Origin of the sequence: Staphylococcus sp. FSL W8-0271, assembly GCF_038006605.1 — a bacterium.
Taxonomy (GTDB): domain Bacteria; phylum Bacillota; class Bacilli; order Staphylococcales; family Staphylococcaceae; genus Staphylococcus; species Staphylococcus cohnii.
This window is the reverse complement of the sequence record NZ_JBBOVM010000001.1, coordinates 493,959-512,034: the sequence shown is the minus strand read 5'-3', so window position 1 is coordinate 512,034 and position 18,076 is coordinate 493,959. Positions and strand designations below refer to the sequence as shown.

Genomic DNA, 18,076 nt, shown 5'->3' with positions numbered 1-18,076 from the left:
TCGATTACTGATTGCTTCATGATTTTTCATAATCAGTTAATTTTACTTATATATACTCATATATCAAACTATAGGCTAAAACAGATCATAACTGTTTTAGCCTATAGTTTTGAATTTATTAATTTTTTATACAAATAACACCATCAAATCTTCATCATAATACCGTTTGCCATCATAAAGTGCCTTTGGTTCAGTGCCATATTTCTGAAATCCTAATTTTTCATATAATTTAATAGCACTTTGGTTTTCCGTAAGAACCGATAAACCTATAGTTTTAACCACACCTTGTTCAGTGACAATATCTATCATTTTTTGAATTAGTTGTTGAGTAAATCCTTGTTTTCTATATTGTGGATCACAATATACACCGACTAAATTACCTCTGTGCATCACTTTTTCTAATATTTCTCGATAAAAAGTTGCATAACCGATTAATTTTCCATCGTCAAATACACCCATTGTAAAATGTCTTTCGTTCGACCCTATCCTCTCTTCAAAACGTTCAATTGGTAAATGAAGCTCACGTTGATAAGTTGAAGCAAAACCTGTAGGATCAGTTTGTAGAGACTGTAAGCGCAATGAGCGATATGCTTCTACATCGCTTTTCTTAAGACATCTAAACTCCATGCTCTACCTACTTTCACATTATATTATCACTTTACTATTAACTGACTCAACGTCGTAACATTAAAAATATATATTAGACTGGTCTGACAGTAATTTCATTTACATTTACATGTGAAGGTTGTTGTAATGCATAAACTACCGCTTCAGCAATATCTTTGGGTTCTAGCTTTTTACGTTCTCCCCAATCTGTCTGGCCACTTAAAGGCGTATCTACCATACCTGGCGATATGCTTGTCACTCGAACGCCCGTTTTAGCCAGCTCTTTTTCCAATCCTTGCGTAATCGTGTGCACTGCAGCTTTCGTTGCACTATATATTGTACTCATTTTCGTCACTTCAAAACCTGAGATAGAAGCAATGTTAATAATATGGCCACTAGATTGAGCTAAAAATGTTGGTATAACTGCATTAATGCCATATAGTGTCCCTTTCACATTTGTATCAATCATTGATTCCCAAGCCTTTACATTACCGTCCGTTACAGCAGAAGACATCATTTGACCCGCACTATTTACAAGTATATCCAAGCGACCGAATTGTTCTTTTGCATATGCTATTAAACGTTCAACTTCTTGTTGCTGTGTCACATCCACTATTAAATATTCAACCTGTGCATGATGTTCGTTTGAACGAATGCGATTCACAACATCTTTCAGCTTTGTTTCATTACGACCAGTTAATAGTAATTGTATACCGTGACTTGATAGCACCTCTGCTATGCTAGCACCAATGCCACTACTAGCACCAGTGATGATTGCAACCTTGTTCTCTAATTTAACCATCGAATCTTCCTTTCATCAAACGTATTTTATATTTTATACCCTGTCCTCAAAGATTGTACCATGTGCCCTCCCCCTTGAAACAATGAGTTAGCTCATAAACATGTGTACTTGTCATATACACTAAATCATTATAAAGTGGGTATATCATACATAACTCACTTATCTTTAAATAAATTAGGAGGATGATCCATGAACTTCACTGAAAGAATAAAAGAACTAAGAAATAATATTGATAGTACAAGTTTCGACTTTCGTTTTGAACAATTGTTTAATGAAGAAGAGTGGCTTGGACTATCGCTTAACCAGCGCCAGCAATATGAACGTGAATTCAGAAAATATGTCACCCAAAGTAATGTATTGCGTATTTCATATGCTTCACAAGATCACATTCGCATGCGTATGTATAATTCTATTTATAACTATAATGAAATCAAACATAACTTTAAATCTTATGTTTAATCATGATGAGAAAAGCCTACGTTACTGGATGAACAGTAACATAGGCTTTTCCACTTTGTAAGGGCTCTAAATAAATCATGAAAGGTGATACTAGGGAGAATAATATTCATGAAGTTTTACACACAAGATACGATGAAGTATATGTGTATAAACTTCAATGCTACTAGATGAATACAGTGTATTAATTACTTACTAGTAGCTTTTTTTCTAATCCATAGTTGTATAATTTTTCTGCATCAATATAAGCTATATAATCAATACTTCTGTATCCATCTTTAATGTCATTAATAATGCCTTGATTCACACCAGTATGTGTGTATATATCATAACTGCTTTCATTTGAAAAAATGACTTCTTCAATTACTTTTCTCATTTAATAATCACTCCGTATTTTTTCTTTCGTTAGGCATTGTTATCTTCTACACCCTTATCATAATCGATAACGTTAAGAATTTAAAGTGTTTTGTGATTAATTTCACAAAATAATCACTTTTAGTCCTTTTTAATATATTTCACACATTTTTAAATTGACAAATTGTTTAATTTTAAAAATGATTGATTTTAAAAATACGCATCATAGGTTAACGATAAAATTCCATTTATAGTACCTATTTCGTTAATATTGCGCTTAATCACGAAGCGTTAGTTATACCATTAGATAAATTGCTGTCATATTTTAGCTAATCATTTAGCTCAAACGCACTGAATTTAATTTTTCTACAAATGCATGTGTTTGATGAATAATCATATCTAAGTGGTTTTTTTGTGTCCCTTTAGTTAATGCATTACCAATACCGATAGCATAGGCACCACTTTTGTACCACTGCTCCATATTTTCTAATGACATGCCGCCATAAGGTATCATATGTATATTGGGGAAGATTTCACGAATGTTTTTCAAAAAAGGTACACCTAATATATTTGCAGGATACAACTTAATCACTGGTACTTCATACTGTATCGCTTTAGTTACTTCATCTTTCGAACCACATCTTGGCATGTAAGGTATTTGGTATACATTACAAATATGCGCTATTTGAACGTCTAAATGCGACGTTGCTATATAGCGAGCACCATTTATAATCGCTACACGTGCGGTTACAACATTTTGAACTGAACCTGCACCAATGATAATTGATTTACCAAATTTTTGGGTTAACGCTTTTATGGCCAATTCTGCATAGGGCGTGTTAGATGTTATTTCAATATTTTTCATACCACCCTCAATCATTTTTTCACTTTTCAATATAGCATCATCACAAGTAGATCCCTTAACTACTCCTACCAAGTAGTTTCGGTGTAATTGTTCCAAAGTCAACAATTTATCCATTAGCGTCTGTCCTTTCCAATCCATTTTATTTCATTGTAATTTTTATCTAATTTTCGTCAATCGATGACTACGTAACCCTTTCATAGTAAGATTCATTATATTTTGTTAACAATTTGAGCAATCATTAGTATCTATGTAGCATATTGGTGTTTTATTTACAAAATGGATGCCATAGATGAGAGATATCAAAAATAAAATGTACGCACCTTTGATCACGTACTTCTCTCAAATAGCCAATATTTTTATTAATAAAATAACTATTTTAGTAATAAAATGACATAAAACATCTACTTTGTGATTATACTCACAAAGTTATACGAAATGCGCTAGTTTTTTTCTATTATGAATGCTAACTTTAATATTATAAAGAAAGCGCTTTATTATATCCTTGAGTTTTGCTTACAATAGTATTTTAAAAGTAAGGCAATGGTATATGATAAAGCACATATTTTAACTTGAGAGGAACAGATTAAATGATTGATTCTTTATCACATTACAAACCTAGGTTTAAAAAATTAATTTGCGTTGATTCTGACGGATGTGCCATCGATTCTATGACTATCAAGCATGAGTGGGCATTTGGTCCAGCTATTGTTGAAGAATGGGATTTAGAAAATATAGAGTCCAAACTATTAAAGCGCTGGAATGATATAAATTTATATGAAATCACTAGAGGTATTAATCGCTTTAAAGGATTAGAACGCATGTTAAGTGAACTTGTTGAACAAGGGATTCATATTGAGGGATACGAGCATATTAAGCAGTGGGTGCAAACAACAGATGCTTTCTCTAATCCAGCACTCGAAAAAGCTATATCAAACAATCCGCAACAAAATGGATTACAAAAAGCATTATCATGGTCCCACCGTGTTAATGCAATTACCAAAACCTTACCAAGTATTGGACCATTTAAAAACGTACAAACGTCTCTACAAAATGCTTCAACTTTTGCCGATATCGCAATTGTGTCATCAGCAAATTTAGCGGCAGTAGAATATGAGTGGGAAACATACAAATTAACAGACTATTTAAGTGGCATGTTTGCACAAGAAGCAGGTACAAAAGAGCACTGTTTAGCGCACTTAAAACAATATTACAACTTAGAAGACATCATCATGTTAGGAGATGCCAAAGGAGACTTAGAAGCAGCAGAATCTCATGGTATGTACTTTTATCCAATACTAGCAGGTCATGAAGATCAATCGTGGCTAGACTTTAACAATAAATATTTAAAATTGTTTAAAGATGGTCTTTTCAACCAATACACACATGACACTTTAAAACAAATATTTTTTAATAATTTTGAAGGAGAGAACTAACACTATGGTTAAAGTAGATTTAACAGCATCACCCTATCATTTAAATGACAATCAAATAGCATGGGTAGAAGAAACACTTGGTACATTAACAGACGAAGAAAAAATTGGTCAATTATTTTTTAACTTATTTTCTTTAGAAGGTGGCAAAAAATTTTTTGACGCAGACTTAACTAATAAAGATATACTTGAACGTTATCACATTGGTGGCGCTCGATATGAAGGTGGAAACAAAGAAGAAGTTCAAAACTTACTCAATGATTTACAAAGGCATACGAAAGTTCCAGTACTTGTAGCAGCAAACTGTGATTCAGGAGGAAATGGTGCATGTAAAGATGGTACATATATCGCAAGTGCTGCTCAATGTGAAGCTGCCCAAGATACAAAAGTTTCATATAATGCTGGTCTCGTTTCAGCACGTGAATCCTCAGCACTTGGTGTACACATTAATTTCTATCCCTGTGTAGACATACTTAAGAATTGGCGCAATACAATCGTTAATACACGTGCATATGGCACAGATGCTGAAACAGTTATTAAATATTCAAGTGCATTTATTGACGGCTTTAATGCTGAACGCGATATGATTACATGTATCAAACACTTCCCTGGAGACGGTACGGAAGAGCGTGACCAGCACTTGGTGCTTGGAGTAAATGAACTATCTACCGATGAATGGGACGACAGCTTCCGAAAAGTTTATCAACATCACATTGATCGCGGTGTACAGATGATAATGGCAGGACATATTGCACAACCTGCTTATTCAAAAAAATTAAATCCAAGTCTCGAAGATAAAGACATTTTACCTGCAACTCTTTCTTCTGAACTAATTACTGATTTACTAAAAGATGATATGAAATTTAATGGTTTAGTCGTTACTGATGCTAGCCATATGTTAGGTATGACTGCTTCTATGCGTCGCGAAGATTATGTTCCATTAGCCATTGCAGCTGGTTGTGATATGTTCTTGTTCTTCAATGATTTGGAAGAAGATTACCAATTTATGCTCAATGGTTATAAAAACGGGGTCATCACAGAAGAGAGATTAAATGATGCCGTAAGACGTATCTTAGGTTTAAAATCACAACTCAATCTTCACATGAAACAAGAAGACGGTTCAATCATTCAACCTCAAGAAGCATTAGATATTATCGGTTGTACAGAACATTTAGAAATGCGCGCAGAAGCAGCTGATTTAGGCATAACACTTGTAAAAAACACTTTAAATCAATTACCTATCCGACCTGAAACACATAAAAATATTATGCTTTATGTGATCGAAGGCGAAAAAGATGGCATCTATAAATCAGCGAATAACGTCACAGATGATATTATAAAAGAACTCGAATCTCGTGGATTTAATGTGACATTAAATGATGGTTCAACACGTATTAAAGGTAAAACATTAGAATATCGTGAAAAAGTAGACGCTGCGTTAGTATTTGCAAATATTATCGGCTATGCTGCTGAAAATAACTATCGCATTAAATGGGGTACAGCCATGAGCAATGAAATACCGTGGTATGTACATGAAGTACCAACCGTGTTTATTTCTACCAATTTCACGACTCACTTGCATGATGCAACAATGGTTAAAGCTTATATAAACGCTTATCATTCCAACAGAGAAAATATTAAACAAACCATTGATAAGATTATGGGAGAAAGTGAATTTAAAGGTCAATATAATGACTTAGTATGGACAGAAAAATGGCAAGCAAAATTATAAAAAAGCGAGTTATAATATCATGCTTAGGATATAATAACTATGCTTAAATTAAGGACTAATCTCTCACATTAAAATGAGATTAGTCCTTTTTATATTGAAATACTTTCGTATGGGTATAGCTAGAGTATGTTTGTTCGAACTGTACACATTCACGTATTTCATTATCTACAGCGTCAACACAGTGCTCTTTTGTCTCCTTTTATAACGATCATAAAGCTAAACAAACTAATTTATACTAAAACTTACTAAACATACAAAATACATTTTATTATATATAATGCCGCTAAATCATATTATTCAATTTGATACCCCCTTTTCTATAAAACCAAAATAACCCTAAAGCTTGTTATAGGCTTCAGGGTGAATATACTTATAATTGTATTTAGTTGTTTATGATTTATAGCCAAAGTTAGGTATGTTTTCCCAACGTTTCTTGAAATAATGTGCAACTGCTTTAGGGCGACGTTCACGCGTGAATATTCCTTTTTTGTTTCCTTGGACACGGATAATATCTGCAGATGTTTCAAAATCTGCAAAATTCCATGTATGTTCACCAATAAATTGTGGATATTGATCAATGACTTCATGATTTGCTTCATAATAACGAATTTGGTACTCTTCCGTAAATAATTCATCATTTAGTGAATGTAATCCTGCTACTGTGTCCGCACCATATTCTGTAAACATAATTGGCTTATGCGGTTGTTTTTCACTCCAACCATCTAACTCAGTTCTTAAAGCTTCTTTAGCAGCTTCCAAGTCGCCTGTTTGTGTATACCATCCGTAATATCTGTTCAGACATAATACATCTACTAAATCTTGAACTTGGCAATTATCCGGCTGTGACATTAAAATGGTTACGATTGTTACAGGTCTGTTTTGTGGATCGCAAGAACGTGCTAAGTTGACCAAGGGCTCAAAATATTCTTTTGCGCCTTCTTCAGTTGAAGCTGGTTCATTAGCTATTGACCACATTACTACACATGCATGGTTTTTATCTCTATCAATCAAATCTTTGATAACAGATTCGTGTGCTTTTTTCGTTCCAATTTCTTTAAATGTATCTCTTGTAGACACACCATATAATACAGTGCTAAAGTTTAAATGCACGCCGACAGCAGTTGTTTCATCTATGACAACAATACCTTGTTCATCTGCCAATCGCATCATTTCTTCAGAATAAGGATAGTGTGACGTTCTAAATGAGTTACCGCCAATCCATTTAATCAGATTGAAATCCATAACGTTTGTTACTTCATTTAATCCTCGGCCATTATAATAGGTATCTTCATGCTTACCAAATCCTTTAAAATAAAACGGTTGATCATTGATTAAAAATTGCCCCTGTTTTACTTCCACAGATCGTATACCAAAACGCTCAGTATAACTATCTACAGCTTGGTTATTATCTACTAACGTTACTTCTAAATGATATAAGTAAGCATTCAAAGGTTGCCATAAATGCGGCTGTTCAACTTTGATAGAACCCTGTGCACCAGTCGTTTCTGCTACAACCTTTCCCGCTTCATCTATCAATTTAATTAAGATATCATCCACTGGTTCATTGATGGAAACATTATAATTTATATCTGCCACATTATTTTTAACTTCTGGAACAATTTCAATATCTTTTATAAATGTTTGTGGTGTTGTATAAATTTTAACGGGTCTATGCAAACCAGCATAATTGAAAAAGTCAAAATTAGGTTTATTTCTTTTAATCAAATTACCATCTTTGTCTGTGGTTTCGCTATAATTACCAACAGGTAAAGTCGTTTCGTCTAATATATTATTTACACAAACCGTTAAACGATGTTTTCCTGTAGAGAATTTTTGATTTAATTCCACTTCAAATGGTAGAAATCCTCCTTGATGTGATGTGAGTTCTTGACCATCAATATAAACAGTTGCTTTATGTGTAGCTGAACCAAATCTCAACACAATACGTTCATCTGATAGTACGTTAGGTATCGTAAACATTCTTTCATACCAAACGTTTCCTACATGATTACGTATGTTTGCAGTCACGCCTTGATCATTATATGAACCAGGTACTGCCATAACTAAATCAGTGTCCAAAGGTTTCGTTACATCTATTTGATCATAGTTCTCTTCTAATTTAAACTGCCAAACACCATTTAAGTCTATGATACTTCTCTGTTCATTTGTTACTGGATATAGCATATAAATGCTCCTCTCATAAAATTAAATACAAAATAGTTATAATTCCTCTCTAAGTGCTAGTTCTTTAACAATTTGTTTATGTTTCTGATCTGTTAATGGGTATGCAATGAAGAAAAGTATCACTGCAACTAAACAAATGACTGCGGGCACCACAAAGAATAATATTTTTAAACCGAATATTGTATCAGGCGTTTGTGCCGCATTAGGTACATAACCAATAATTGTTAATGCCATACCTGGTATAAAACCTGCTAAGCCTTGTGAAATTTTTCTAGTAAAACTATAACTTGCATAAATAATACCTTCAGATCTAAGTCCTGATTGCCATTGTCCGTATTCTACAACATCAGCTATAAACGCCCATGTCACCGTATTTGGAATAACTAAGAATAATTGTGCAATCGTGTTAAATATTAAGAAAAGTACAATTTGCTCTGAAAATAACGAAAAGTTCACAATTTGGAAAATAATAAAACCACTTACGCCTATGACTGCTGTCATTTTTTTACCTACTTTTTTACTTAAGAAAGTAGTTAGGAATAATGCTGGCATTAAAACAATAAAATTCAATGTACTTACAATTCCTATTAAATTATCAAAACCAAGTACATTTTTGTAATAATATAGTTGCGCACCTTGTTGTAAAAATAAAGCAGTAATCGTTAACAATGTATAAATTGCTAGAATTATAAATGGTCTATTTTTCAGTAAATTAAAAAACGCTTTACGCCTTAAACCTTTTACTTGCGGACGTTCAATTGTATGACGCTCTTTAACCCCCTTATAACACAACATATGTAGTGTCACACCTGCAATTGCAAGTATTCCTACTGCAATCGGATAACCAATCGCATGATTCGGAAATAAACTTACTAACGGAATAATAACAATGCCTGAAATAAACATGGCACCTTGTGACCCTAAATTACGAAACACTGATAATTGTGTTCGATCATCCGCATTAATCGTCATTGAGGCAGACAATGAACCATAAGGTATATTCACGACAGAATAAGCAGCATTTAATAGTAAATATGTTCCAAATGCCCATATAATTTTACCTGTTTCACTGATATCAGGAGAAATAAAAATTAAAACAGTCAATATTTCTAAAGGAACGCTCCCATATAAAATAAATGGTCTAAATTTTCCCCGTTTTGAAAAATTCTTCTGATTATCGACAAGAGTTCCTACACCCGTGTCTACAAATGCATCGAAAAATTTAGCAACTAAAAATACGAGACCACCAACGGCAGACGGAATTCCCAAAATATCTGTATAAAAAAGCAGTAAATAAATTTGCCCCATATCAAACATTAATCCGTTTCCTAAATCCCCAAATCCATAAGCTAGTTTTTCTTTGAATTTTAATTTCGGTGATTCAATTTCGTTAAATTTTTTCAATTTCTTATTTGCCGGTTTTAATCTGGCTGTAACCATAAGGATTACCTCTTTCCACTATCGAAACAACATTTGTGCACCTCATCTTTGCAGTTTCATAGTCTGTTTTATTGAATGTGGCCATCAATCATAACTTCCCCCATAGAATTGAGAGCGTTTTCTTACGTACATAAAAAATTTTAAACCCTCTAGAATAGATACGCTTATTATTTTCACGTGCATACACCCTTAACACTTTTTGATAGAGCTCTTACTTTTATTATATTTTTATAATGACAACAGTCAATAAAAAATAACAACGTTGTTAAAATTGTGTCTTACTTATCCATCTATGCTATTTTTTTCAACTATTGCTAAAGTCTGTAATAACGCCAATCCAAATTGATACTATACTTTATTACATACAATTGCGCGGAAAATATTAAATTAGCTCTAAGTTTAATGTGAATTGGTGCTATTTTAATTATTTTCAGAGATAATTATGATTTTTTTGATATTTTCCTAATTTTTTACAATTTTTTTACAATTTTTTTATTGAATATTTAATTTTCTGATTTTTCATTATATCTACTAATAAAATTCTTTATGTTCCGTCCGATATTTCAATGGTGTCTTGCCATATTGCTTTTTAAAACATTGTGCGAAATAACTTTGTTCCTTAAAACCAACATATTTTGCCACTTCGGCAACAGTCATTTTTGTCCGCGCTATTAAGTCACGCCCTTTTTTTATTCTTAGTGCTGTAATAAATTGTGATAAAGATTGATGACATTCCTGATTAAAAATTCTTGATAGATAACTAGGTGCCAAATTCACATAATTCGCTAATTCTTCTAAAGTTAAATTACTATCTAAGTTTCTTTCAATATATTGAATCACTTTACTTACTTTAGGGCTAAAGGCATTCGCTTTAATTTTCATAGCCCTTTCTGCATATTCCTTTACAATTGCATACGTTAATTCTTCCAATACTTCTACATCCAATGTCCGATCAATCATTGCAGCATATCGAGCGGATATTTCATCGATATGTATAAGACTTACACCCGCTTTTTCACCAGCTTTACAGCATAAAGTATTGATCAAATATGCTTTATATTGTTCATTTGATAGATCATCCTTCACTCGTCGTAAACCAGTCACAGACAAACTCATCTTTTTTAAAATCGTTAATGCTTCTTCGACATTTCCGTTTTCTACTGCAGTCAACAATTGATTTTCTAAATTATATCTATATTCTATTTCTTGTAATGTGTAATCACTTTGAAGCTTAGAATCAGCTAAAAATGTTTCATTTGCATGAAAACTGAAGTCAATTTCTACCGTTTCATAGACAATATTTCTTTTCTTCAAAAAACGAATTGCTAAACGACACATTTTTTGTGCTTTAACATGATGACATATTGGTATTTTAAGTAGATATTGTTTCAGTGTAGGCAGCTTAGAAATTTTAATATTTAAATTAAGTAACATTTCATTACATTGGCGCTCATTGGGTCGTTTATCCATATAAGGCCCAATAATATATATTTTTCTATATTTTTTAAATTTAAAAATCAAAAAGCTAACATTAAAACTATTTTTATAGTGATAAATTTTATTACTTTGCATATGCACAATAAAATGTTTCAACTCATTTCTATATTGTTTTTTGGTAGTATTCATAAAAGGTGTCTTAATATGGTTACTAATCTCCTTTATGTTGTCCATATCATAACCTTCTAACTGAATACCCAGCAATTGTATAGCATGCATTTGCAATATTTCTAGCGTTTCATTTTTCATAAAAAACACCCCATTCCTTATATTTTTATTATATCTAAATATTAAGGAATAGAGTATCAAATAAATAAAAAATATTTAATTTATTTTTAGTATTTTATATATTTAGTCATGTAAGGCTATTGATCACTCTGTGTCTATTGTTTCTTACCCAATTTTAATTTAAACGGCGCATAGAATAAGACAAAGATAAGCACCAAACCTAAATAACCGATTAATGGATAGAAGATTGCTACCAGATCTGTAAATCCGACAAAACTTAAGCAAAGTCCTACAAGGATTGTAATAGTATAAAATATCTTAAAACGTATAGAATCTACAACAGTGAAACGTGTTGCAAATGCATAAAACATACCTAGTCCTGTATTGAAAATCATACCAAATATCACGATTGCCATAATGATACCTAGAATTGGTGATATATGGTTCACAATACCTAACATAGGCATTTCCATATTACCGACAATATTGATTTGTGTAAAAATTGCTAAATGACTTAAGACAATCATAGCACCCAATATCAGGCCACCTACTAAGCCTCCAATTGCTGCTACTTTTGAATTTTTTTCTGCTCCACCCATTACAATAGCCATTGAAGCACCTACTGCTGTATTAAATGAAGCATAATTAATACCTGCAACAAACCAATTAGGTAATGTCGAAGGTTTCGCATCTGAAATTGTATTTAATTCAGAAAATGGTACATTTGTAGTTAAGAAACTATAAATCGAAATAATTAATATAAAAATAATTAAAAACGGCGTAATATTGCCAATAACTTTAACTACACCTTCTACCTTTAACATTCCTGCAAGGATGATTAATACAGTCATTAATAATGTACCAACGAGCGATGGTACCCCAAATTGTTGATTTAAGTTTGACCCAGCACCTGCAATCATCACTACACCGACACCAAACAAAGTAAAGATAATGACTAAATCAATAATCCATCCCAATAATTTTCCAAATAATGATTTTCCAGTAATATTATGTATAACGACTTTATGTGAATCTGTATCAAACTTACTCCCTAACCAAACAAGCATCATCCCAACATAAGCAAACAACGCTGTGGTAATGATAGCACCCAAAGTGCCCAAAATACCAAAACTAGTAAAATATTGCAGCACTTCTTGTCCAGAAGCAAATCCAGCACCAACGATGACACCGATAAAAGCACTAGCAATCAGTAATATTCTTTTCATCATGTTACCCCCTTATTGAGTCTACTATATACAACTTAAATAAAATTTCAATTATAATAACTATGATTATTGTATATTTGGCATCTAAACTACTTAAAATTTCTACGATTACTCAATTTTATCATTTTATCCATAATTTATGTTGAAATACTTAAAAGACTAAGCAATTCATGCAAAATAGCATTTGGAACATAAACCCTAGAAAAATAACATGAAGATGATTTAATTCAGTCCATCTGTGTGATTCATTGTTACTCATCAATACTACGACTTATTTATGTCTAAATTCACATTAAAATATTTTTAAAAATAAGGACCTATATTAACCCAAGTAGTAAATCAATGACCTAACTATAATTAAAACAATATTGAAAAAGGCAATTTCTATATGATTTCAATAGAAATTGCCTTTTTTCACTTGTTCAAGAACTTTATGTTCCAGACTCTATTTCGTAACACACACCCATTTATATGTGTTTTTATGTGATTTTATTATACAAAGATACTTAATATAAAAATAAAAACTAGTCCTGAAACAGAAATAACCGTTTCAAGTAATGACCAAGTTAGAAACGTTTCTTTAACAGTTAAACCAAAATATTCTTTAAACATCCAAAAGCCTGCGTCATTCACATGAGATAAGATAACACTACCTGCGCCAATTGCTAATACTACTAATGCAACATTCACGTCCGATGATTGTAGTAATGGCAATACAATGCCTGTTGATGAAATTGCGGCTACTGTAGATGAGCCTAAAGCAATTCTTAAAACGGCTGCAACTACCCATGCTAGTAATATAGGAGACATTTCAGTACCTTCAAACATTTTAGCTATTGTGTCACCAACACCACCATCTATCAGTACCTGTTTGAAAGTACCACCGCCGCCTATAATTAAAATCATCATTCCAATAGGATAGATTGCGTTTGATACAGAATCCATGATTTCAGCATTTTTTCTACCTTGTCTGACACCCATTGTTATAATTGCAAACAAAACGGCAATTAACATCGCTGTACCAGCAGTACCTATAAAGTAAATGAAGGATTCAAAGCCATTTGTCGCTTCTTCATTACCCGTCACTAACTGAACAATTGTAGAAAGTAACATAAGAATAACTGGTGAAATTGCAGTTAGTAAACTGATACCAAATCCAGGCATTTCAGACTCTGAAAATTCTTTTTGCGCACCTAAAGCTGAGATATCACCTTCGCGTTGATAAGCAGTTGGCGTAATTTTTTGTGCCACTTTATTAAATAATGGCCCTGCAATAATGGTAACAGGTATTGCTATAATTATACCGTAAAGTAACACATGACCTAAATTAGCTTGTAGTTCTTTAGCAATTACTACTGGTCCCGGATGTGGTGGTAAGAATCCATGTGTCACAGATAGTGCTACAACCATAGGAAGTCCAAGTTTTAATTGTGATACATTCGCGCGTTTTGCAATTGTAAATACTAATGGTATTAATAGTACTAATCCTACTTCAAAGAATAACGCTATACCTACAATAAAGGCTGCAATCAACATTGCCCATTGTACGTGTTTGTGTCCAAACTTTTTAATCAATGTATCGGCAATACGTGTAGCACCACCACCATCAGCCAATAGTTTACCTAAAATCGCACCTAAACCAAAAATTAGAGCAATATGTCCTAAAGTACTTCCCATACCATTTTCAATGGTTTCTATAATTTTATCTAACGGCATTCCGAGTAAAATAGCAGTGATAATAGATGTAATAATTAATGATATAAATGTATTTAACTTCAAGAAAATGATTAATGATAATAATACAACGATACCTATAACCACTGTAATTAATGGCCAAATTGTTTCAAACATAATTGTTCTCCCCTTTAACACTTAACATAATCGTTCATAATATCAAAAGGGCTTGCCCTCTCAATGATAACGCTTACTTAAATGTTTAAAATTTTAAATTTTTTAAACTGAATGAAATGATAGCCTTAAATGGAATTTACATATTTTTATTTATAGCTTATCATTCACTCAGTTTGTACCAATAAATCGTATCTACGATTTATCTTCAACCACATGTTCACGCTGAAACGTAGCGATTTCAGCATAGCGTTCTTCTAATGAGCGACTTAAATTGATGAAAATTGAAATGAGTTTTTGATAAACATTCACATTATCTTGATTTGGACGATGCTGATTTGTTGTACCCACCATTTCTTCAATAATAGAAAAATCTTCAATTTCACCAAGTGCCTTCATGCCAAGTACACAAGCGCCTAAACATGAGCTTTCATAACTCTCTGGTACGATTAAATTCGTATCAAAGATATCTGCCATCATTTGACGCCACACTTCACTTTTAGCAAACCCTCCCGTTGCTTTTATCGTGGACGGTGTTTCATTCATTACTTCGACTAATGCTAAATAAACTGTATAAAGGTTATAAAGAACGCCTTCTAACGCTGCTCGAATCATATGTTCTTTCTTGTGAGCTAGCGTTAAGCCAAAGAATGAACCTCGTGCATCTGCATTCCACAATGGTGCACGTTCACCTGCTAAATATGGATGGAATATCAACCCATCTGCGCCCGGTTTAACACGATTAGCAATTTTAGTCAGTACATCATATGGGTCAACGCCTAAACGTTTTGCTGTTTCCACTTCACTCGCCAATAATTCGTCACGTAGCCATCGTAATACCACACCTCCATTATTCACTGGTCCTCCAATGACATAATGATCTTCCGTCAAAACATAACAGAAAATTCTACCTTTATAATCTGTTCGTGGTTTATCTATTACTGTTCTTATGGCGCCAGAAGTTCCAATGGTTACAGCAACTTCACCTTTTTTAAACGCATTTACGCCTAAATTTGACAATACGCCATCACTAGCACCTACAACAATTGGCGTATTTTCGTCAATACCCATTAATGTTGCGTAACGACGTTTCATCCCTTTTAATATATGTGTTGTCGGCACAATTTCAGGCAATTGAGATTTACGAATGCCTAACAACGCTAATGCTTCTTGATCCCAATCTAAATTCTCTAAGTTAAACATGCCAGTAGATGAAGCCATCGATTGATCAATCACATAGGTTTCAAATAACTGATAAAAAATATATGTCTTAATGTCTGCAAACATCGCTGTTTGATTATATATTTCTTGTTGTTCGTGTTTCATCCAAAATATTTTAGATAGAGGTGACATTGGATGGATAGGCGTACCTGTTCTACTGTAAATCGCGTCACCGTCATATTTGTCTTTAATCATTTCTGCATATTTTGTCGCACGATTATCTGCCCAAGTCAAATTCTCAGTTAATCGTTGATGACTTGCATTCATTGCAATCAAACTATGCATTTGAGCACTAAATGAAATTAATTTCAAATCATTTTTATGAACATTGGCTTCCCTCATAACATATTTAATCGTCATCAATACTGCATCAAATAACTCATCAGGATTTTCTTCTGACACCTCCACATTTGGTGTATGCAAAGGATAGCCAATATTATGTTTCATAATAAACTGCCCTTTTTCATCATAAAGCACTGCTTTTGTACTTGTCGTACCTATATCAACACCTATCATGTATTTCATAGTTTTTCCTCCTATTGTACCTCTTGTTTCACAATTACTCTTTCATCCAAAAACTATCTATATCTTCGCCAACATCATCAAAATTCAAATGAAATGCTTCTCTTAGTTTTGTTGCACTTTGCTTTGCAACCGCATCGATAAACACTTCATGATTATGATGAATTCGTTCAAAATCAACCGGATTTTCAGTCATACGTTTGCGCATGGATAACAAGATAAGCGCTTCCATCACTGGCTTCAAATTGTTCCAAAATGTTTTTAGATACTGATGTTTAGAAGCTAATATCGTCACTTCATGAAATTTCATATCGTGTTCTGTAAATGCCTCTGCGTCTTCAAATTTAACAGCAACTCTCATCATTTCTAGTTGTTTCCGCATTTCTTTAACAATTTGCTCATGATTATCTTTTTTTATCTTATTAAAAGCAAATGATTCTAGCATAATTCTTAAATCATACAGTTCTTTTTTTTCATTATCATTAAAAGGTAAAACGTAGGCACCCATTCGTTCTAAATGAATTAACTGATCTTGCTTTAATAATTTAAATGCATCTCTTACTGGAGAACGACTCACATTAAATTCATTGGCAATTTGGTTTTCAGTTAACAATGTGTCTGGTGTAATCATGCCATCAACAATTCTTAAACGTATTTCCGAAGCAATCATTTCACCTTTAGAAACACCTTCAAGCCATTGTTCTGGATAAATATATTCCAAACGACTTCACCTCTCCACTCAATCGATATACTTGTATACAAGTATAGTAATATACATTCCGTATAATTGCAAGCGCTTGCAATTATACGGAGCGTCTCCAAATTCCATAAAAAATCGGCATATCAAGTTTTCACTCGACATACCGATTTTTTTCATTTTAATGACTTCCTGTTTTTAACGTTGTTACACAATGATGTGTTTGGTAACAATGCGGGCATTGTAATTTTCTAGTTTTAGGTGTATGTGCAGCAAACATCCACGTCGACAATTTAGGTTTAAATATTTGTTGACAATTCGGACATAAATAACTCACACGTTGATATATCGCTTTTGTCATAATGCCAGCATAAATTACTAGAATAGGTAATGTTGATAAAAAAGGCATCCATTTTTTTAATAATACGCTAGCGATGATAGATGTATATTGTATTATGCTCGCAGGACTCAGCTTATATAGCAGTGGCATGTATAACGTCATGCCACGCTGATTTTGAATGACATATTTATGTGTGTTAATCAATTTTTCAATAGGTGCTTGCGCATCTTCACTGATACTGCTTTCCAGTTGTTTCATTTGATAAGCAGTAAGTTTCAATTTTTCAATTTCTTCATTAATTTCAGTTTTCTTTTGATGTAACATAACTTTTACTGCTTGTAACTTTTTGTCGTCTGTTAGTAATATTTTTATGTCTTTCAATGAAAAACCTATCGATTTCAATATTAAGATAATTTCTAAATTTACTTTGCTTTGTTCGTCAAATAATCGTCTACCATTACTTGATGATGGCATCGATTGTAAGAGTCCTTTTTTATCATAACACTGAATCGTTCTTACTGTTACATTGCAATGCTTTGCTAGTTCTCCTGTTTGATATAGTGTCATAAAATAACCTCCTTGACGTTAATCATACATGGTGACCTAACGTAACGAGCAAGTGTAACAT

General features: G+C 32.9%; 15 protein-coding genes. 3 read left to right on the top strand and 12 right to left on the bottom strand.

The window, feature by feature from the left end:
* Window positions 1-126 precede the first annotated feature (126 nt).
* Together NST87_RS02360 and NST87_RS02355 are read right to left on the bottom strand one after the other, a co-directional pair.
* The gene (locus NST87_RS02360) at window positions 127-627 is read right to left on the bottom strand and encodes a GNAT family N-acetyltransferase (protein ID WP_019470086.1); all 501 of its coding nucleotides are present in this window, start codon (window positions 625-627) and stop codon (window positions 127-129) included.
* A 73-nt stretch (window positions 628-700) separates the two neighbouring features.
* Window positions 701-1,408 (bottom strand): SDR family oxidoreductase, encoded by a 708-nt coding sequence (locus NST87_RS02355; RefSeq protein WP_019470085.1) that lies wholly within the window; start codon window positions 1,406-1,408, stop codon window positions 701-703.
* A 189-nt stretch (window positions 1,409-1,597) separates the two neighbouring features.
* Between NST87_RS02355 and NST87_RS02350 the strand changes: the two genes are divergently transcribed.
* A complete protein-coding gene (locus NST87_RS02350; protein WP_019470084.1) occupies window positions 1,598-1,867 on the top strand; it encodes a DUF1413 domain-containing protein in 270 nt (89 codons plus the stop codon).
* 181 nt (window positions 1,868-2,048) lie between these two features.
* On the opposite strand, the gene NST87_RS02345 is transcribed toward NST87_RS02350, so the two are convergent.
* Both NST87_RS02345 and NST87_RS02340 read right to left on the bottom strand, forming a co-directional pair.
* Entirely contained in the window at window positions 2,049-2,240 is a 192-nt protein-coding gene (locus NST87_RS02345) for a hypothetical protein (RefSeq protein ID WP_019470083.1), read from the bottom strand.
* A 315-nt stretch (window positions 2,241-2,555) separates the two neighbouring features.
* On the bottom strand, window positions 2,556-3,197 hold the full coding sequence (locus NST87_RS02340; protein WP_019470082.1) for a hypothetical protein: 642 nt from the start codon (window positions 3,195-3,197) through the stop codon (window positions 2,556-2,558).
* 473 nt (window positions 3,198-3,670) lie between these two features.
* Here NST87_RS02340 and NST87_RS02335 point away from each other — a divergent pair, with 473 nt between their 5' ends.
* Both NST87_RS02335 and NST87_RS02330 read left to right on the top strand, forming a co-directional pair.
* Entirely contained in the window at window positions 3,671-4,516 is an 846-nt protein-coding gene (locus NST87_RS02335) for an HAD hydrolase-like protein (RefSeq protein WP_019470081.1), read from the top strand.
* Window positions 4,517-4,520: 4 nt separating this feature from the next.
* A complete protein-coding gene (locus NST87_RS02330) occupies window positions 4,521-6,245 on the top strand; it encodes a glycoside hydrolase family 3 protein (protein WP_019470080.1) in 1,725 nt (574 codons plus the stop codon).
* Between the two features lie 390 nt (window positions 6,246-6,635).
* Here the strand turns inward: NST87_RS02330 and uidA are convergent, their stop codons facing one another.
* The 8 genes from uidA to NST87_RS02290 form a co-directional block, all read right to left on the bottom strand.
* A complete protein-coding gene (uidA, locus tag NST87_RS02325; RefSeq protein WP_019470079.1) occupies window positions 6,636-8,429 on the bottom strand; it encodes a beta-glucuronidase in 1,794 nt (597 codons plus the stop codon).
* A gap of 36 nt (window positions 8,430-8,465) precedes the next feature.
* The gene (locus tag NST87_RS02320) at window positions 8,466-9,869 is read right to left on the bottom strand and encodes an MFS transporter (RefSeq protein ID WP_019470078.1); all 1,404 of its coding nucleotides are present in this window, start codon (window positions 9,867-9,869) and stop codon (window positions 8,466-8,468) included.
* A 531-nt stretch (window positions 9,870-10,400) separates the two neighbouring features.
* The gene (locus NST87_RS02315; RefSeq protein ID WP_019470077.1) at window positions 10,401-11,615 is read right to left on the bottom strand and encodes a helix-turn-helix domain-containing protein; all 1,215 of its coding nucleotides are present in this window, start codon (window positions 11,613-11,615) and stop codon (window positions 10,401-10,403) included.
* A gap of 134 nt (window positions 11,616-11,749) precedes the next feature.
* On the bottom strand, window positions 11,750-12,820 hold the full coding sequence (locus tag NST87_RS02310; RefSeq protein WP_019470076.1) for a YkvI family membrane protein: 1,071 nt from the start codon (window positions 12,818-12,820) through the stop codon (window positions 11,750-11,752).
* A gap of 492 nt (window positions 12,821-13,312) precedes the next feature.
* Complete coding sequence (locus tag NST87_RS02305; protein WP_019470075.1) at window positions 13,313-14,671, bottom strand: gluconate:H+ symporter; 1,359 nt, start codon at window positions 14,669-14,671, stop codon at window positions 13,313-13,315.
* 192 nt (window positions 14,672-14,863) lie between these two features.
* Entirely contained in the window at window positions 14,864-16,414 is a 1,551-nt protein-coding gene (gntK, locus tag NST87_RS02300) for a gluconokinase (protein WP_019470074.1), read from the bottom strand.
* Between the two features lie 34 nt (window positions 16,415-16,448).
* On the bottom strand, window positions 16,449-17,132 hold the full coding sequence (locus NST87_RS02295; protein WP_019470073.1) for a GntR family transcriptional regulator: 684 nt from the start codon (window positions 17,130-17,132) through the stop codon (window positions 16,449-16,451).
* A 157-nt stretch (window positions 17,133-17,289) separates the two neighbouring features.
* A complete protein-coding gene (locus tag NST87_RS02290; protein WP_340721278.1) occupies window positions 17,290-18,015 on the bottom strand; it encodes a MerR family transcriptional regulator in 726 nt (241 codons plus the stop codon).
* Between the last annotated feature and the right edge of the window lie 61 nt (window positions 18,016-18,076).